The following is an 18,693-nucleotide window of genomic DNA, read 5'->3' as shown; positions in this document are numbered from 1 at the left end:
GCTCGATTATGATGCTGGAGGATAACCTGACGCCAGAATGAAAATAATGGACAGGTGCAACAAAGATCCCTTTTTAACCTGCTATCTGCAGGGGGGTAAACGGCCCAAGAGCAACAAATTAGATACAAGCTATTTACATTTTAGGTGAGTTGTACTTCACTAACTCTCAACGGAATAATCATGGATTACAAGGAGATGTTGCGGTGATGACGCAATCCTTAACCGAAAAAACCGGGCATCTGGCATGGTGCGCACTGATCGCTCTTGAACTGGCGAGACATGATGGGTTGGTCAGCTCGGAATCACAGGAAAATGTTTTCCTGACGCGCTGGCTGGCCACTGCGCTAAAGCAACATCGTTTTCCCCGTGAAGTTGCCAGTGATATCCAGTGGTTGTTGAAACAGGGCCGGGCATTTGGACCCGCTGCAAAACTGCGACACAAACTCGATTATCTATGGCGCTCCTGTACGGGAGAATTGTCCCAGCAGAACGACCTGTTCCGTCTGACCTACGCCATTGAAACCGCAAAACAAATGCAATGGGTCTATCGGGTGCTCAGCGACAGAGAATGGTCAGGGCGTAATACGGTGGTCACCAACGGCGAACTCGACGCGATATATCTGTCACGATCCGGACTGGACGTTTCCTTCAATGCTGACGGTGGACAGATTGCGCCACTGATGGCACGGCTAACCGGCAATGTCGCGGGTCTGGAAAAAATACTGCATCGTAGCGGCTGGCGCAGCGAAGTTTGCCAGGAAACGCAAACGCCTTTTCTTTTCCAGCTGATGACCCACTCATAATTATGTTATCAATCCAGTGGTTAGCCGCGAACGCTGTCGCAACAGTCAACGAATCGGCTGACAAATAAATTCACCTGTTCTAGACTGGCCTCAAAGGTGATGGCGTTCCACCTTCCCACAACCGCCCCGCTCGGGGCTGATGACGCCTGATATGACTCTTAATGACTTGAGAGGTATGTCAGGCTGTTCAGAATTCACCCAGCCCGCATACTTCCTGCTGCGGGGATACTCTTTTGATACATGTTACAGGCCATATCAATCCTGACAGTGATGCCATCTGTACGGCAGTGGTTACCGCTCACTGGTTAAACCGGCAACATCGTCCCGCTCACGCATGGCGTGCGGGTGCGGCCAATCGGGAAACGCATTTTATTTTCGCTGAAGCAGGCTTGCCTCTGCCGGAACGACTTACGCTTCCCCTGGCAGGCAAGGATGTCTGGCTGGTCGATTTCACCGAGCCAGCTCAGGGGCCGGATGATCTGGCTCAAAGCAACGTTATCGGCATTATCGATCACCACCGGCTCGGCGGTTTGGTCACCCAGCTGCCGCCAGAAGTGTGGATAAAGCCGGTAGGGAGCAGCGCTACCGTGCTCTGGTTACTGATGGATGAAGCCGATCGTAACAGTCTGGCCTCATCACACGCCATTCTGCTACTGGGGGCCATCCTCAGCGACACCGTGAATCTGAAGTCGCCAACGACGACGGAAGAGGATATTCGCACCGTTACCCAGATCTGCGTTCGAACTGGCATCAACCGTAAAACCTTCGGTCGTCATTTATTGAGCGCGAAAACCGACCTTGCCGGACTGTCACCCCAGCACCTGCTTGAGAAGGACCTCAAAGCGTTCGTGATCGCGGGTACGGATGTTCGCATTTCGCAGATCGAAGTGATGAATCAGTCTCAGGTTTCTCATCTGATTACCGCGCTTTGTGAGGAATTGCAGCATCAGGTCACAGAGTCCGGGGCTGGGCTGGGTGTGCTGATGATGACGGATATCACCGACAATTTTTCCACGCTCTATTTTGCCGGTCCGGCACTGAAAGATGTCGGGCCCTGCTCACTTCCGGGGATGCTCAGCAGGAAAAAACAGCTGTTGCCCTGGCTTCATCATCATCTTGAACAAAGCCGGGGGTGAAGCATGAAATTTTATACCCATGCACTGGTGCTGGTTCACGACCAGCAGGATGGCGCGTTGCTGCTGAATCATGCTGCTGTGCTGGCACAGCAGACGGGAATGAAAATCACGCTGGCACATATCAGCGAAGACTATCGCGAAATGAATTACGTATCTGACAGCGTCATGGATGACAAAGTTTCGCAAGACATTATCAGGGTGAAATCATGGTTGAGTGAACTGGTTAAGGCCGCGCCGGTGGTGGTTGATACCTGCGAGCTGGTAACCATCAACCGATTCGAGGATGTGGATCAATGCATCAAAGAGCGGGGTATCGACCTGGTGATTGCCGGACACCGCAATCGTTTCATGGGGTTACTGGCCTCACGCTCACTGGAATACATCAACCATTTGACGGTCGATGTACTTATCAAGCACACCCGTAGCTGAACCGCAGGAGAGAAACATGAGTTTTAACATCGACAGAATGACTGCGCGTGAAATTCTCGATTCACGCGGTAATCCGACCGTTGAGGTCGAGGCATTTACCACTGATGGGCTGATGGCCAGAGCCTCCGTCCCTTCGGGGGCCAGTACCGGAACCCGCGAAGCCCACGAACGACGGGACGGCGATCACACGCGTTATGGTGGAAAAGGCGTGCAGGATGCGGTGCTGGCTGTTTGCGAAGAGATCAGTGCAGCAGTAGCCGATATTGATGTGCGTGAACAGCGTGCCATTGATAACGTCATGCTCGAACTGGACGGGACAGAAAACAAAAGCCGGTTAGGGGCCAATGCCATTCTCGGCGCATCGCTGGCCGTTGCCAGGCTGGCAGCGCTGGCGACGCGTCAGCCGCTGTATCGTTATCTGGGCGGGCTACGTGCTAATCTGTTGCCGGTTCCCTGCATGAACATCATCAACGGGGGTGTCCATGCCAGAGGACAAGGCGCTGACTTTCAGGAATTTATGATAGCCCCGCATGGTGCTGCGAGTCTGAAGGAGGCGGTGCGTCAGGGCAGTGAAGTGTATCAGGCCCTCCGTCAGTTGCTGCTGGAAAAAAACCTTTCCGTTGGAGTAGGTGACGAGGGAGGTTTTGCCCCAGCGGTGTCGTCAAATCGTGAGCCGCTGGCATTGATCGTTCAGGCCATTGAGAAAGCGGGTTACCGGCCCGGTGAAGATATCAGTATTTGTATTGATCCAGCATCGAGTGAGTTTTACCGTGATGGCCAATATCATCTGCGAACGGAAAATGCCGCGCTGAGCGCCAGAGAAATGACGGCGTATTATAGCGAGCTGCTGGATCAATTTCCGATTGTGTTGCTGGAAGACGGTCTGGCCGAGGATGACTGGAGCGGCTGGAAATATCTCCATCAACAGCTGGGAAGCCGGGCAGAACTGGTTGGCGATGATTTGTTTGTGACCAACGTGAAATACATCCAGCGTGGGATACAGGAAAACCTCGCCAGCGCAGCACTTATCAAGCTTAATCAGATAGGCACGTTGAGCGAGACATTCGATGCCGTAGCGCTGTGCCAGCGTCATGGCTGGGGGGCGTTCATATCGCATCGAAGTGGCGAAACCACCGATACGTTTATTGCGGATATGACCGTCGCGCTGCGGGCCGGACATCTCAAAACCGGCGCGCCTTGCCGGGGAGAGCGGGTTGAAAAATATAATCAGCTGATGCGTATCGAGCAGGAACTTGGACAGGACGCTCAATACGCCGGGCTGGGGGCGTTTATCCGCCGCGCCTGATTACAGGCCGGGCTTCACGGCCCGGCCCTTTATGGGATAAAGCATGCATACATCGACGCTTATTTTATTACGTCATGGCGAAAGTCAGTGGAACCTTGAAAATCGTTATACCGGCTGGACAGACGTGCCGCTGACGCCACAGGGTTATCTGGAGGCTGAGCGGGCGGGCGCGCTAATCAGGAAGGCATCACTGATGCCTGACTTTGTTTGCAGTTCGGTGATGACCCGCTGCATCCATACCTCCTGGCGTGTGCTGGATCAGCTGGACCGCGCATGGTTGCCGGTGGACAAAACCTGGCGCCTTAATGAACGACACTACGGAGCGTTGCAGGGACTGAATAAAGCCGCAACCGTCGATACATTGGGTGAAGAGAATGTCTTCCGCTGGCGCAGAACGTTGCACGGCGTTCCACCGGTGGATGAAGAGGCGCCCGCCAGGCTACAGACCGATCCCCGCTATCGACACATTGCCCTGCATGACTTGCCTGCGGGAGAGAGTTTGTTTATGACCCTGCATCGGGTGCTTCCGTACTGGCAACAGGTGGTGGTGCCTGAGTTACGGGCCGGTAAAACGGTGTTAATTGTGGCGCATGCCAATTCACTCCGCGCGCTGATGACCTTCCTCGAAAAACTCAGTGACGAGGCGATTACCCGATTGCATGTGCCAACCGGGGTGCCGATCGTCTACTCCATGGACAGCACCGCCAATGTGGTGACGCAGCGCGTCCTGACCTGACCGGGTATCCGGTCAGTTGCTTCATGACATGCGATGACATAAGTCTGGAACAATTCAGAAACCCTTCCTGCCTGGCTTTTCTATATCCTTTTTCCCGTGAAGTTGTGCTTTTCCCCCTTCGCTCTCATTAACGGTAAATCGAGGTAATAAATGAAAAAGTTTCTGGTGCTGGTTGCAGGTTTCGTCTTTATCAGTGCTGCCAGCGCAGCGCCGACCGGTGCATTTATGCAGCGAGTACAGGATCGTTTCAATGCTGCAAATACCAATCATGATGGCAAATTGACGCTGGCAGAAGCGCAGGCGGGTATGCCACGTGTCGCTCAGCATTTTGCGGAAATAGATACAGCGAAAAAAGGCTATATCACCTTCTCGCAGCTCAGTGCATTTATGGCTGCGAAAAAATAATCAACCCGATGAACGCGCTATCCATGAGGACACTGAGTGTGACGTGCCGGTTTGGGCTGCTGCTGGCAGGCTGTGTACTGGCGGGTTGTAAACCCCAGCAAAATGCTCTCCCGCAGCCGGTTCCTGCGGTGTCGGTGAGCACGCCGCAAAAACTTACGTTTGACTCGTCAACCACCGTCACCGGCACTCTGAGTGCTTCAGAGCAGGTACAGATTACAGCGCGCGTCGCAGCGACGCTGCAATCGGTTAATTTTAAAGACGGCGACCTGGTGCAGGCCGGACAGGTGTTATTTACGCTAGACCCGGCTGCTTTACAGGCACAGCTTAATTCGGATCAGGCCGCGCTGGTGAATGCCCAGCGTGAAACCGACCGCGACCAGGCTCTTTATCCGTCACACGTTATCTCCCTGTCCGCGTTGCAGGACGCACAAACCGCCAGAGATCAGGCGCTGGCGCAGCGGGATATCGCGCAAATTAATCTCGGTTATACGCGTATTACTGCCCCCTTTACCGGGCGCATCGGGCGGCGCACTGTCGATGTGGGTAATCTGGTAGGGACCAGCGGTAATACCCTGTTAGCCACGCTGAATAAAATCGACCCGCTGTATGTCACTTTCAGCCTGAATCAGTCAGACGCGACGCGTTTCGGCATTATCGCCGCACGCAGCGCTGCTGTCGGACAGCAGCCGGTGGATGTCACCATTCCCGGACTGAGTGAGCCGCTGCATACCACCATCGATTTTGTCGATAACCAGCTCGACAGCGCCAGCGGCAATATCACCCTGCGTGCGACCCTGCATCAGCCGCCCGTTAATCTGCTGCCGGGAATGTTTGTCCAGGTCACTTTGCATGCGGCAGCGCCGGTGAGCCAGCTGCAGCTGCCGGCCACGGCGGTACAGGGCGACAGTGTTTTCCCGGTTTCTGCGGATGGCACGGTCAGCCGCCTTAGCGTTAAAACGGCTCCCGGTAGTGGTGAGCATGTCATTTTACTTAGCGCAAATGACGCCACACAACGCGTCCTGACCTTTGCTCGCCCGGATTTGGTGGGGAAAAAGGTGAAGGTCAGCAACGAGGCGCAAAGCCAGCATGATTAAGTTCTTTCTCGACCGACCAGTTTTCGCCAATGTGCTGTCATTGATTATCCTGATCCTCGGCGCTGTGGCTTTATGGGCGTTACCGATATCGCAGTATCCCCCCATTACGCCGCCGACGGTGCAGGTGGTGACGCACTATCCCGGTGCCAATGCGCAGACATTGCAGGATCAGGTGGCGTTTCCTATCGAACAGCAGGTGAACGGTGTCGAGCACATGTTGTATATGAAATCGACCACCGGTAACGATGGCACTTATACCCTGAATATCACCTTTGCCATCGGCACCGACAGCGACCAGGCCCAGATCCTGGTGCAAAACCGTGTGCAGGCTGCGCTCTCCCAGTTGCCCGATGCGGTGCAGCAGCAGGGGGTGACGGTGCGAAAAAGATCGACGGCCATTTTGCAGTTGTATAGCCTGCAATCGACCGACCCGGCTCAGGACACATTGTTTTTGAGCAACTACGCCACCAATCATCTGCGCGACTCGCTGGCGCGCATACCTGGCGTGGGCGATGTCACGGTGTTTGGCACCGGTAATTACAGCATTCGTATCTGGCTGGATGCGGCGCGCATGCAGCAATATGGTCTGGTACCGGATGACGTGATCAACGCCATCAAAGCGCAAAACCGTAGCGTCAGCGCCGGACAGCTGGGCGCTCCGCCCGTCAACAGCGGCCAGCAGATGCAACTGACGCTCAACGTTAATGGCCTGCTGAGCGATGCCAGCCAGTTCAATCAGATCGTGATTAAAAGCAGCACCGCGGATGGTGGCAGGCTGGTACGTTTACAGGATGTCGGCCATGCGGTGCTGGGTTCATCGAGTTATGCGCAGTTTTTCACCATGGACGGGAAACCCGCGGCAGGGATAGCCATTTCACAGTTGCCGGATGCCAACGCGCTGGACGTTGGCGCTGCGGTCGCCGCTGAGATGCAACAATTGTCTGCGCAACTGCCGGCAGGTATGCACTATTCACTGCCGTTCGACACCACCAACTTTATTAAGAGTTCAGTCGATGATGTCTACAGCACCTTGTTGATTGCCGGGCTGCTGGTGTTACTGGTGATCGTGGCATTTTTGCAGAACTGGCGCGCGGTGCTGGTACCCGCCACCACGGTACCGGTCACGATTATTGGCACCTTCGGGGCTATCTACCTGATGGGTTTTTCCATCAATCTGCTGACGTTGTTTGCCATCGTGTTGGCGATCGGCATCGTGGTTGATGATGCGATCGTGGTGGTCGAAGGCGTGAGTCATCAGATGGAACAGGGATATGCGCCGCGCGAGGCGACGCAGCGCGCCATGCGCCAGCTGCTGGCCCCCATCATTTCTATCACGCTGGTGCTGGTGGCGGTGTATATCCCGGCCAGTTTCTTACCGGGCCTCAGCGGCCAGATGTATCGTCAGTTTGCGCTGGTGATTGCCGTGACCACTTTGCTTAGCGCGCTTAATGCGCTGACGCTGAAACCGGTGCAGAGCGCACAGTGGCTGCGACCGGTGAAGCCGGGAACCAAACCCTGGATTTACCGGAAGTTCAATCAGGTTTTCGCCTGGCTCGAGAACGTTTATCTCAACACTGTTCGCCGTTTAATTCGGCACAGCAAAGCGGCGCTTATCGGTGGCATGGTGGTGATCGTGCTGGCGTTAGTCGCCTTCCTCAGAATTCCGACCGGCTTTATCCCGCTGGAAGACCAGGGTTATCTGTTAGTGTCGCTGCAACTGCCAGACGCTGTTTCGCTGGAAAAAACCGCCAACGTTACCCAGCGAGTGGAACGATTGCTGAATCAGCAGCCTGGGGTAGACCATGTCGTGGTGATCGGCGGGCTGTCACCGCTCGACAATAATGCGTCCCTGTCCAACGCGGCGCTGATTTACATCACCCTGAAACCCTGGAGTCAGCGTGGCAGAAACCAGGACCTGCGTTCAATCTATCTCAATCTGAATAAACAGCTGGCGGGTATTCCCGATGCCAGCGCGCTGGTGATTGTGCCGCCGCCGATTCAGGGCGTCGGTAACGGTGGCGGTATGCAGATGATTCTGAGCGAGAATGACGGGCAACGTGATTACCGGCATTTGCAGCAGGTGAGTGATAATTTTGCCCGGCAGGCGATGGCACTGCCGCAAGTGTCGCGCATGTTCAGCACGCTGCGTGCTGATGTGCCGCAGATCAATGTCACGCTGGATAGAACACGTGCGGCAGCGATGGGCGTATCGCCTGGTGATGCCTTTGATGCGATGCAACAATATCTTGGTGCCAGCTATGTCAATCAAATCACTCGCGAGAACCATAGCGTGAAAGTTTATGTGCAGGCGCAGTCAGATCAGCGTCTGCTGCAACAGCAAATCTCTGCACTGACGGTAAAAAATGCCAGTGGTGAGCCGGTTTCGCTGGCGACACTGGTCAGTTTCACTCCGACCCAGGGGCCAGCTGTTGCATCTTTATATAACCTCAACCCGGCTGCCACGCTCACCGGAATGCCCGCTCCGGGCTACAGCACCGGGGCGGCGATACAGGCAGTGGAGACACTGGCGAAAGCCACCCTGCCGCCGGACATCAGCCTGTCGTGGACTGATATGTCGTATCAGGAAAAAGTGGCTGGAAACCGTATTTATATTGCCTTCGCCATGTCGCTGCTGCTGGTTTATCTGGTGCTGGCGGCACAATATGAAAGCTACTGGTTGCCCATCAGCGTAATCCTTGGTGTCCCACTTGCTTTATCAGGTACGGCGATCACATTGTTAGCGTTGAATATCGCTAACAATCTTTATACCCAGATTGGCGTGTTATTACTGGCCGGGCTTTCCGCCAAGAATGCGATTCTGATTGTCGAATATGCCCGTCAGCAGCGTCTGGCCGGGAGCAGCATCATTGACGCGGCACTGACGGCGGCCAGAACACGTTTCCGGCCGATTATCATGACGTCGCTGGCATTTACCCTGGGCGTAGTACCACTGATCTTTTCCAGCGGTGCCAGCGCCAGTGCCAGAAAATCATTGGGGATTACTGTTTTCTCGGGGATGTTGTCAGCAACTTTGCTTGCCATCCTGTTAGTCCCTTGTTTTTATGTCGTTTTGCAACGTGCACAAGAGGCGTGGCAGGCGCGACGCAAGCCTGTTCATCAGCCCTCTTTATCGGGTGAATGACCATGAGTGATGCAAAAACCGAGTATAAGGCGAAGAAAATCCTCGTTCTGGACGATGAAAATGAACTGCGCAGCATGCTGCAACGCTATTTAAGCGATCAGGGATTTGAAGTCAGAACGGCGGAAAACAGCGCCCGGCTCGACCGGTATTTGCAACGTGAGCCTTTTGATTTGCTGGTGCTGGATTTGATGATGGAACCGGAAGATGGCCTGTCCGTCTGCCGCCGTCTGCGCGCGGCGAAATATACGCTGCCTATCCTGATGCTCACCGCACGCGGCGACCCGATAGATCGGGTGATTGGTCTGGAAACCGGTGCTGATGACTATCTTGCCAAGCCTTTCCTGCCGCAGGAGCTGGTGGCTCGTATTAAAGCGATCTTTCGGCGACAGGAGTTGCATCGTGGCGCAACGCCCATCGGTTCGGGAGCAGTCTGTTTTGGCCCTTATCGTCTGGATATCACCCGTCAAACGCTTTATCGCGAAGATCAGCTGATGACGCTGAATTCTGCCGAAATGAATTTGCTGATTGCGTTAGCCACCACGCCCAACCGGCCAATCAGCCGCGAAAATTTGCTGAACCGTGCCAGAGGACGTGAGTATGAAGCGCTGGATAGAAGCGTCGATGTGCAAATTTTACGCCTGCGCCAGCAACTTGAAATGCAACCTTCCGAGCCTCGCTGGCTGAAGACCGTCTGGGGCATGGGTTACATGCTGATCGCAGATAGCGAAACGTGAAAACATTCTGGCCCCGCTCCCTGCTGGCACGTAACAGCGTCCTGTTGATCTTGCTGGTGACATTGACGCAATTCACCACGCTGACGGTGTTTCTGGTTTTTATCCAGAAGCCCCGGGTCAACGACGCCGCTTCGCTGATTGCCTCGCAGATCGTGATGCTCGATAAGCTGCTGGCAACGGTACCGGCTACGGATCGTGATCGTTATGTGCAGGCGGTGCAGGGCGTTGCTCAGCCACCGCGACACTCGATAGAAATACCCACGCTGGGCCTGGCCGGATTCTATCGTCGTTATTATCTGAAAGTTTTTCTTGATGGCCTGCATCAGCAACTTCCTGCGGGAATTCAGCTGCGCTGGGAGCAGGCACCGGAAAAAAAATTATGGGTGGAGGTGAAAATCGCCGGGCAGCCGTACTGGGTTGCGCTGGCCGTGGAGCCTTCGAATCATCTTACCAGCCTGATCAGCGCGATTTTGCTGTCAGTGATGTTGTCCCTGATGGCCTTGCTCACCGCTTATGGCCTGCAACGGCGTATCAACCGCCCACTGACATCACTGGCGCGGGCTGCCGCTGACGTCGGCAAGGGTGGCTGGCCGCGTCCCTTATCGCCGGAAGGGCCGACTGAAATCAAGACGGTCAGCCTGACGTTTAATCGCATGCTGGCTGGTCTGGCCGAGATGGAGAATACCCGGGCGCAGATGCTGGCCGGAATTTCTCACGACCTGCGCACGCCACTGACCAAGCTACGCCTGGCGCTGGCAATGAGCGGGCAGGGAAAATCTACCCAGGATGATTTTGGCCGTTATTTTGATGATGTTGATAGCATTCTGCAGCAATTTATTGATTATGCCCGTGGCAGCGCGGCTGAGCAGACCCAGCCGGGTGATATCAATCAGATGATTACCGAACTGGTCCATGATTTTACCGGACTGGGACAGAACTTTAGCCTGAACCTTGCCCCGCTGCCGGTGTTCCTGTTCCGTCCGGTCAGCGTGATGCGCCTGCTGACCAACCTGATGCAAAACGCCGCCAAATATGGCCGGACAGGATTAGAGGTTGCCAGCTGGCGGGAACACAATGCCGCTAACATTGCGGTGCGCGATCGCGGTCCCGGCGTGACAGAGGAAGAAGTATTGTTGATTACCAAGCCTTTCCATCGCGGAAAAGGCACTGCCGCCCGGCATAACGGCTCCGGCCTGGGACTTGCCATCGCCCGCCAGATTGCACAGCAGCATGGTGGCGATCTCAGCGTCAACCGTCGGGCAGGCGGCGGGCTGGAGGTGAGGGTTACGCTGCCTTTGGTGTAACGTTCTTTGTCACGATCCGTAGTGGCGCGATTTATCGTGCAAGGTGTTTAATTAACAGAGCAGCGGGTGATACTGGTTGCCTTTTCCGTGCTCCCATCATCGCTCCACCGGACATACTATTCTGAGAGATAAACAGGCCTCTGAATATGAGATTCACCTCTCCTTTATGAGATATCCCCCCCTGATCAAAAAAATCACTTTTTAAGCTATGATTTCGTCTGGAAATGAATTATTAAATAACTGTCAGTTGCCTTATTCTGATAACAAACACACATTTATGATCATTTAATTTTAACCTGGGAAGAGTAATGCTGTATGACGACCATATCTTTAAATCCTGCTGTTAACATTTCAGTTCCACAAATCACAAATGATTTATCATCTCAAAAACCGAAATGTTACGATCAAAGCGCAGCAAAATTGTTAGCAAGTAGTTTGCCAACCCCGAACGAAACAACAAATGAAATTGATAATTTATTGTTGGGGGATAATGAAGGTGTTCAGGATATTTATTGCGCTATCTATATAGGTTATTCCGGGCAGAGTTACGAAGACTTTGAAGGGGAAATGAAAAAAGTAAAATCAACGCTGGAAGCATGTGTGCGCGATAATCAGGAAAAACAGATAGTTGTGGTATGTGGGGGAACCAGCGTTGGCATAGGCGGCGTTTATGATGTCGTGGCTGGGGATGCTTTTCTTAGGGAACACATCAAATGCATTGGTATTGTTTCTGAATTAGCCTCCGAAGAGGATTTGGTACAGGATAGGGCCGATTTTAAGGTGGGTATCGTGCGTGTTCCTGACCCTAAAAAATCATGGCAGACAAAATTGACTGATGGTGATCGGGAATATCAGGCCATGCTTTATCCGGCACACAAATATGGAGGAGAAGTCATGGCGTTTGGCGCTGGCGGGATCGGTTATGATGAAGTGAAAGCAGCAAAAGATATAGGTATTAAGACAACGGTATTTCCGTCTCAACCGAAAAGTGACCTGCTAGAGGCAAAGCTTAAAGATGGCAAAGAGTTTCGTGATGTCTGTCCCCTGCTATATCATGAGTTTGGGTTTGATCGTTAAATATTAAATTATCTATTGGAGGGGGCTAATAAGTATCATCGACAGTGGTTATTCCTGTTGTGTAAAATTGCCTGCCATATTTTAAATATTTTTCTTAAAAAGAAACGTCGAATTCCAGTCCTTTTTGCCCATAACCCAATCCGTTATGGGCATTTTTTATCACGCTCAATAAATTTCCGGGATTTTGCTGTTATTCATCTTCGATCCTGACTTTATCACCTGCCGCATCCTCGATCGCTTTCCGCAGTTTTTCCGCCGTGATCTCATCGAGGTGAGCGATCACGCCGGGTTCAGTAGCCATCTGGGCATCCTGCAAAGCCCAGCCTTCAGCGGACATCACCGCAAATATCGCTTTGGCGATTCCCGGCGGGTTAGGGCGGGCATTAAACACCACTTTTTTCATTGTTTGCACCTTTGTGTAAAAACATTTGATTAGCCTGAACCCATTAAAACCCGGCGGCACTTACCGATGCGCTGAGCCATCAGTCGCAGGTGTTTTCAACCAAAATGAATCCGCCCTAAATTTACCGAAAGGAGGTGTTGATAGAATGTGAACAGAACAATGTCGCAGCGAAAACTATCCAAATGCCCAGGCAACCCGTGCCAGTTAAATCCGGAGTCTCCCGAAACAGGCGTTTATTTCCTTGCGCTGCGTTTTTCCTGCGTCCCACTTTGATGCTCAGGCCTGGCGGCCATCAGCTTCTATTGTGGATCACACTGTCAACCGCGTGCTGGATCAGTTTGATATCGCGCTAGCGCAGGATCTGTTTACCCGTTGGCAGGGTGCTTATTGATTCAGCTCCTGCAACAACCGGGTGTTGATATATAACTTCTCACGCCCGACATTCATTTCTTCCAGCACGCCGATTTCGACCAACTGTTTCAGATAGGATGATGCCGTCTGACGTTTTGCGACGCCGTGTTCAACCAGGTTTTCAATGCGGCAATAGGGTTGCGCAAAGAGAACCTGAAGTAATTCATGAGTATAGATTTTAGGCAATTTTTCCCGGACATAGTCAGTCGCGTCGGCCAAAAGCCCACGTACAATCGCGATTTTTTTGGTTGTCCATCGGGCGGTGTTTTCCACGGCTTCCAGCATAAAGAGGATCCATGCTTCCCAGTTGCCCTCCGCGGTCACGCTGCGTAGCAAGGTGTAGTAATCATCACGTCTTTCGAGGATGAAACGGGAAAGATAGAGGATCGGTAGTGACAGTAGCTCAGTCTGGATCAGGTAGAGGATATTCAGGATACGGCCTGTACGCCCGTTCCCGTCTGGAAAGGGATGAATGCATTCGAACTGGTAGTGGGAAATCGCCATTTTCACCAGCGGATCGATGTCATCCTCGGCGTGTATGAAGCGTTCCCAGTTTGCCAGCAAATCACGAATGGCGGATTCACCGACTGGCGGCGTGTAGACCACATCATGGTTCTGGTCACGTAACACCGTACCCGGTGTTTTGCGGATATCGGTTTGCACCGCGCGCAACCGGGTACAAATCGATACTGCGGTATTGGTACAGAGCGGATGCGTTGCCAGTTGGCTAAAGCCCTCAAACAATGCGCTGCGATAGCGCAGGGCTTCCTTCGTGGCGGGATCGGCATGTTCGGCGCGGTCCGCAAACTGGAAGAGCTGATCGCTGGTGGTCACAATGTTCTCGATGCGGGAAGAGTCCTTTGCTTCCATGATGGGCAGGATATTGATCAGTAAACCCTGATCGGGGATCAATTCGCCGGCGGTTTTCAGCTCTGCAACGGCCGCGCGCGCACTGATACAGGCTTTGAGCACTGCGCGTGTTTCAATGCGATCGAGCTCGGGAGGGAGTAAAGGGAGTTCATTGTAGGGGATTTCTGGCAGCCAGCTCATATGTTTAAAAAAACCGATTTTATCGACATATCGCCATAATATGTCGATACCATAAGCATGTCACGGTCATATGTTTAAAAAAATCGATTTTATCGACATATCGCCAAAACGTGTCGATGCCATAAACATGTTACGACGACATGTTTAAAAAAACCGATTTTATCGATATATCCTCAGGATTCCGAATCAGCGCCCCTGTCTGCATTGATCAGCTATTCTTACCGGCTACAGCATCAAACGGTGCTGATGATGGAGCATGATCCCTTAGACGATATAAGCATTACAGAGAGTTACATGAGAAAAGTTATTAACGCCTTTTTGCCGCTCTATGCCACCACCCTGTTAATGTTGCTCGGTTCCGGTCTGCTGACCACCTACGTTTCCCTGCGCCTGGCGCATGAGCAGGTCAACGGTGCGTTGATTGGGGCGATCACCGCGGCGAACTATGTCGGGCTGGTGATTGGCGGCAAAGTCGGACACAACCTGATTGCCCGCGTCGGCCATATCCGCAGCTATGTCACCTGTGCCGGTATCATCACCGCCTCAGTGATTGCGCATGGCCTGACTGATCTGATTCCGCTTTGGGTCTTTCTGCGGCTGATTATTGGTTTATGTATGATGTGCCAGTACATGGTGCTGGAAAGCTGGCTCAACGATCAGGCTGAGTCCTCGCAGCGCGGCATGATTTTTGGCCTGTATATGGTGGCGACCTACCTTGGCCTGAGTGGTGGGCAGGTGATCCTGGCGATGCAAAGCGGTTTTGGCATCAGCACGCTGCTGATTGTCGCGCTGTGCTTTGCGTTGTGCCTGGTGCCGATTGCCCTGACGACACGAACCAACGCCAGGGCGATGTCGCCTGCACCGATGGAACTGGGCTATTTTATTCGCACCATTCCGCGTCTGCTGGCCACCACGGTGGTCAGTGGCATGGCGATCGGTGCGTTTTACGGTCTGGCACCAGTGTATGCCAGCAGTCAGGGATTCAGCACGGAACAAACCGGCCTGTTTATGAGCCTGAGTATTTTCGCCGGGCTGGTGGCGCAGTTTCCGCTCAGTTGGCTGTCAGACCGTTTTGATCGTCAGCGCCTACTGTTTTTTATCGCGCTGTTGTACGGCGTGTCGGCGCTGGTGCTGGGCCTGCCACTCAATCTGCCGTTTCAACTGCTGCTCGGCATGGCGTTTTTTATCAGTATGATGCAGTTCGGGCTTTATCCTTTGCAGGTGGCACTGGCGAATGACCAGGTGATGTCAGAACGACGCGTGTCACTGACCGCATGTCTGCTGATGGCGTTTGGTATTGGGGCCAGTATCGGACCACTGGCCGTCGGTGCCTTGATGCAGCCGTTTGGCAGCCATGTGCTGTATCTGTCTTTCACGTTCTGCGCGCTGTTGATCGCGGTGATGAACCGTCCGGTTAAGGTCCTGCCCGTGCCGACTACCGAGGTGCCACTGCCGCATGTGGTGATGCCGGATAGTCTCGCCACCTCGCCGATTGGTGCAGCCCTGAACCCGGTGCTGGAAGAGGAGGCGATTCAGGCGACGATGGTGAATACCGATGACGTGCCAGATGAGCCAGCCGAAGCCACCCGGTGAACCATTTTCACCGGATCGTAGCGGCGCGATTTATCGCGCGCCTTTTGGCTGAGGCAGCGTTGTAAATAGCGCGATAAATCGCGCCGCTACGCGTCCCTGGCCGGGTTTTGCATCAGCCGCAACGTCTCCGCCAGCAGTTTCAGGCGGGCATATTCGATAGCCGGGAGATATTTTGCTGGAATCTCGGTGATGCCCCCGGGCTCGTAGCATTTTGCCTTATACCATTCGGATTGCTGATTGATGGTTCTCGGCTCAGATTGCCCCATCCATCCCAGCACCTTGTCAGCCAGTGCCTGTTCTGAGGCGGGAATTGTGCGCCATATCTGCTGGAGCACTGTTTCGGATGAAGTGTGCCGGTAGAAATCTGCCGGTAACACGTTGGGCCAGTACAGCTCCACACCATACTTCCTGGAGAGTTCGACCCATTTCGTCAGGAAGTTAGCGGGATTGTTCAGGTATATTTCTCGCTCTGGCTGACTGAGAAATGCGGCGATATCGGTCATCCCGGATACGGTGGTCTGTAATGATGGGGGGAAGGGCGGCTCACCCGCTTGCTGACGACGATGGCAGGCCTGGAAAAATTCCGCATGCTGCCAGGCAGTGCGGGCGAACGTCAGGCAATAAATAATACAATCCCACTGGCTTTTCTGCGCAAAAGCACCGATGACGCTAATGCGGCTCTCTGTCAGTGCGGGATAACTCTTGAGCATGGGTTTTAAGCGCTGGTGAATGACATCGACAATGCCACCTCCGAGATGAGCTGCGCTCTGGACAACCATAAGTGACGGTGGTTTACCGGCGGAAAAGACCATGTCGAGATAGAAATGATGACTATTACTTTTCTTTGTCACCGGAGCCCACAAGATACAGCGATTATGTATTAATTGGCCTGTTTCCTGAGCGTGGTTATGTGCGTACAGAATATCTGCCAGCAGCGCGGCGATGGATGTCAATGATTTCAGATTGATATCAGGATGCCGGATATTTTCATTACGTATCAACGCGGGTAATACCTTCCTGTCACGCTCCCAGCTTTCCCACGTGGGGGCAAGTCCGGCATCCATATCATTGGCGGATAAATGCCAGTGATTTTTTAACGCGATCAGAGTGGTGCTGTCAGAACGTTGATAAGTCAGGAAGGACGGTCGGTTGATTTTGTTAATCCGGGATGGCTGACCGTTGTCATTTAACGTTAAAATTGCGCGCGCGTGCAAATCAGCATATCGGAACGCTAAAGAACGTGAAAACTCCGTGTCATAATGCCGCTTAATCTTTCCGGGCAGAGAGGCGGTTACATAGGCCGAAGGGTATTTGGTTTTTTGTAGCAAAAGCATCTGCACCGCATTGTTATCAAAGCTTTTTTGCGCTACGGCCTCCAGCATTTTTTTGCTCTGTGTATGTTTAATAAATTCAATGGGCAAAATGGAAGAAGGATGTTGGATAATTTCTGGGGAAAATTCGTCTGATAGCGGAATAAAGGGCGCAGTATCATTTTTAGTATGCTGGCTATCATGCCATTCCTGAAAAAGCTCCCGATATTTATATGATTTAAGCGAAAAATCCAGGCCGAAACGAACGCAATCCCACTTTTTCATTTGTGCACCCACGCCGATCATACTGATATTTGTGCAAACAAGACGGCCATCTTCTCGCCGAACCTGAATCAAACGATCGCGAAATAAACCAGATACTATTTCCCCCACCATTTGCTGGGATGAAGTGGAGAGCGAATCGCAGGAATCAATGACGATAAGCGAAGGATTCACACCCGGCTTTAGCGAGACATCAATAAATTGCGCGTGGGAAACCGTTGACCTGGCGTCAGTGGCATCATCGGCAGCCACAATATAGCGACAATGGACGGCCTTACTTGTCTGGTTCACCTCTTCATGGTCACGTTGCAGGCTGGAAATAAAGTGACGGATAGCAGGAGAGAATCTGAGATTAAGCGCGGGGTTGCGGCCATTTTCCGCCTGCACCAGTAGTGGCAAGGTTACGCTGATATCCTGCAGGAAATCATCCTGGCGGGTGGGCTGGCCATTTTTTATCGCATATAAATGTTCACGTAGCCGGTGCTGCAACGTTAACGAGGCGGGAGAGCATTGGCAGTTTACCGCTTTTAACACCGCCGATTTGAAAAGATACTGCTGATTAATAATGAAGTCTTGGGTGGCGGGAGAATGGGAGAGTGTCAGGGTAGTGGCATTCGTATGCATCATCTTTATCCTTCCATGGGTGGCTCGGCGATTCGCACCAGATGGACGATCAGCCATAACAGCTCATCATCTGTCATCCCAACTTCCAGCATCTTTTTCACATAATCATTGATCGCCAGCGCACAGCGGTGCATGCGCGGATGCTGCTGAATGATCTGCGGCAGCAGCGCATTGCCCTGGCTGTGGTTCAGCTGCCCGGCAAACATACGCTGAATAAAAAACTGCATATGGATCAGAAAGCGGGAGTAGTTAAGAGAACCGGTGTCGATGGTGATATAGGCATGGTACTGAATAATATTGAAGATATCTTTGAGCATACGCATCGCCAGCAGCGTCTGGCTGGTATCACTGTGTTCTGACTGACCATTCACCAGATGAAAAGCGATATTGCCCGCTTCCTCGGGTGGCAGTTCGAGCCGGAACTGGCTGTTCAGCCGGGTCACCACCTGCTGCGCCAGCGTGAACTCCGCCGGCCAGAAGCGCTGGACCTCAAACAACACGCGGTTTTGCAGCATGATGCCTTTGCGGCTGCGTTCCACGGCAAACATCAGGTGATCGGTCAGAGTAAAGAAAATTTGTGGACGCAGCGGGTTGCTCAGCCCCTGCTGCGCCATCTGCATCACCAGCGCCGTCATCTGGAAAACCTCTTCCGGCATGGCGGCAAAAGCATTGAGATATTCCGCGCCCGGCAGGTTTTCCTGCACCATAAACAGCTTCTCGACTTTTTCCCGTGGGATCATGTCGCCGACGCGGCTACTGAAACCAATGCCTTTACCCATCACGATGGCTTCCTTGCCATCGCTATCTTCGGTCAGCACCAGGCTGTTGTTCAGGACTTTAATGACCTTCATCTG

At 53.0% G+C, this 18,693-nt stretch carries 16 protein-coding genes, 1 pseudogene and 1 riboswitch; of the genes and pseudogenes, 13 read left to right on the top strand and 4 right to left on the bottom strand.

The window, feature by feature from the left end; all coding sequences use genetic code 11:
• Positions 1 to 206: 206 nt before the first annotated feature.
• The 11 genes from AC6I8X_RS24990 to AC6I8X_RS24940 all read left to right on the top strand — a co-directional run bounded on the left by AC6I8X_RS24990 (position 207) and on the right by AC6I8X_RS24940 (position 12,166).
• A complete protein-coding gene (locus tag AC6I8X_RS24990) occupies positions 207 to 803 on the top strand; it encodes a DUF2913 family protein (protein ID WP_497841521.1) in 597 nt (198 codons plus the stop codon).
• Between the two features lie 86 nt (positions 804 to 889).
• Positions 890 to 959: riboswitch (Fluoride riboswitch) on the top strand.
• 77 nt (positions 960 to 1,036) lie between these two features.
• Positions 1,037 to 1,939 carry a DHHA2 domain-containing protein gene (locus AC6I8X_RS24985; protein ID WP_497841520.1) on the top strand — a complete coding sequence of 301 codons (903 nt, stop codon included), beginning with the start codon at positions 1,037 to 1,039 and terminating at the stop codon, positions 1,937 to 1,939.
• Positions 1,940 to 1,942: 3 nt separating this feature from the next.
• A complete protein-coding gene (locus AC6I8X_RS24980) occupies positions 1,943 to 2,368 on the top strand; it encodes a universal stress protein (protein WP_497841519.1) in 426 nt (141 codons plus the stop codon).
• Between the two features lie 16 nt (positions 2,369 to 2,384).
• Positions 2,385 to 3,674, top strand: coding sequence for a phosphopyruvate hydratase (eno, locus tag AC6I8X_RS24975; protein WP_313689007.1), 1,290 nt, complete (start codon positions 2,385 to 2,387; stop codon positions 3,672 to 3,674).
• A gap of 43 nt (positions 3,675 to 3,717) precedes the next feature.
• The gene (locus AC6I8X_RS24970; RefSeq protein ID WP_497841518.1) at positions 3,718 to 4,410 is read left to right on the top strand and encodes a 2,3-bisphosphoglycerate-dependent phosphoglycerate mutase; all 693 of its coding nucleotides are present in this window, start codon (positions 3,718 to 3,720) and stop codon (positions 4,408 to 4,410) included.
• Positions 4,411 to 4,560: 150 nt separating this feature from the next.
• On the top strand, positions 4,561 to 4,815 hold the full coding sequence (locus tag AC6I8X_RS24965) for an EF-hand domain-containing protein (RefSeq protein ID WP_084879488.1): 255 nt from the start codon (positions 4,561 to 4,563) through the stop codon (positions 4,813 to 4,815).
• Between the two features lie 38 nt (positions 4,816 to 4,853).
• Positions 4,854 to 5,909, top strand: coding sequence for an efflux RND transporter periplasmic adaptor subunit (locus AC6I8X_RS24960; protein ID WP_497841517.1), 1,056 nt, complete (start codon positions 4,854 to 4,856; stop codon positions 5,907 to 5,909).
• Entirely contained in the window at positions 5,902 to 9,051 is a 3,150-nt protein-coding gene (locus AC6I8X_RS24955; protein ID WP_497841516.1) for an efflux RND transporter permease subunit, read from the top strand. The genes AC6I8X_RS24960 and AC6I8X_RS24955 overlap by 8 nt, the downstream gene beginning before the upstream one ends.
• 2 nt (positions 9,052 to 9,053) lie before the next feature.
• The gene (locus tag AC6I8X_RS24950) at positions 9,054 to 9,785 is read left to right on the top strand and encodes a response regulator (RefSeq protein ID WP_497841515.1); all 732 of its coding nucleotides are present in this window, start codon (positions 9,054 to 9,056) and stop codon (positions 9,783 to 9,785) included.
• A complete protein-coding gene (locus AC6I8X_RS24945) occupies positions 9,782 to 11,089 on the top strand; it encodes an ATP-binding protein (protein WP_497841514.1) in 1,308 nt (435 codons plus the stop codon). The genes AC6I8X_RS24950 and AC6I8X_RS24945 overlap by 4 nt, the downstream gene beginning before the upstream one ends.
• 315 nt (positions 11,090 to 11,404) lie before the next feature.
• On the top strand, positions 11,405 to 12,166 hold the full coding sequence (locus AC6I8X_RS24940) for a hypothetical protein (RefSeq protein WP_497841513.1): 762 nt from the start codon (positions 11,405 to 11,407) through the stop codon (positions 12,164 to 12,166).
• 190 nt (positions 12,167 to 12,356) lie between these two features.
• Here the strand turns inward: AC6I8X_RS24940 and AC6I8X_RS24935 are convergent, their stop codons facing one another.
• Positions 12,357 to 12,569, bottom strand: coding sequence for a hypothetical protein (locus tag AC6I8X_RS24935; protein WP_313684376.1), 213 nt, complete (start codon positions 12,567 to 12,569; stop codon positions 12,357 to 12,359).
• A 301-nt stretch (positions 12,570 to 12,870) separates the two neighbouring features.
• Here AC6I8X_RS24935 and AC6I8X_RS24930 point away from each other — a divergent pair.
• Positions 12,871 to 12,960 (top strand): annotated as a pseudogene (locus tag AC6I8X_RS24930) (3-octaprenyl-4-hydroxybenzoate carboxy-lyase); the annotation flags it as partial.
• On the opposite strand, the gene fic reads toward AC6I8X_RS24930, so the two are convergent.
• Positions 12,954 to 14,030 (bottom strand): protein adenylyltransferase Fic, encoded by a 1,077-nt coding sequence (fic, locus tag AC6I8X_RS24925; RefSeq protein WP_497841512.1) that lies wholly within the window; start codon positions 14,028 to 14,030, stop codon positions 12,954 to 12,956. The pseudogene AC6I8X_RS24930 and the gene fic sit on opposite strands and share 7 nt — an antisense overlap.
• A gap of 294 nt (positions 14,031 to 14,324) precedes the next feature.
• Between fic and AC6I8X_RS24920 the strand changes: the two genes are divergently transcribed.
• On the top strand, positions 14,325 to 15,623 hold the full coding sequence (locus AC6I8X_RS24920) for an MFS transporter (RefSeq protein WP_313684372.1): 1,299 nt from the start codon (positions 14,325 to 14,327) through the stop codon (positions 15,621 to 15,623).
• An 86-nt stretch (positions 15,624 to 15,709) separates the two neighbouring features.
• Here AC6I8X_RS24920 and AC6I8X_RS24915 read toward each other — a convergent pair whose 3' ends face one another.
• Together AC6I8X_RS24915 and AC6I8X_RS24910 are read right to left on the bottom strand one after the other, a co-directional pair.
• Complete coding sequence (locus AC6I8X_RS24915) at positions 15,710 to 17,896, bottom strand: YopJ family acetyltransferase (RefSeq protein WP_497841511.1); 2,187 nt, start codon at positions 17,894 to 17,896, stop codon at positions 15,710 to 15,712.
• On the bottom strand, positions 17,845 to 18,690 hold the full coding sequence (locus AC6I8X_RS24910; protein ID WP_313684368.1) for a PRD domain-containing protein: 846 nt from the start codon (positions 18,688 to 18,690) through the stop codon (positions 17,845 to 17,847). Before AC6I8X_RS24910 ends, AC6I8X_RS24915 begins: the two co-directional genes overlap by 52 nt.
• Positions 18,691 to 18,693: the final 3 nt, after the last annotated feature.

The organism is Pantoea sp. X-Soil-TKNS-1280, assembly GCF_059730475.1.
Note: the sequence above shows the minus strand (reverse complement) of the source record. Positions and strands in the feature narration are given on the sequence as shown.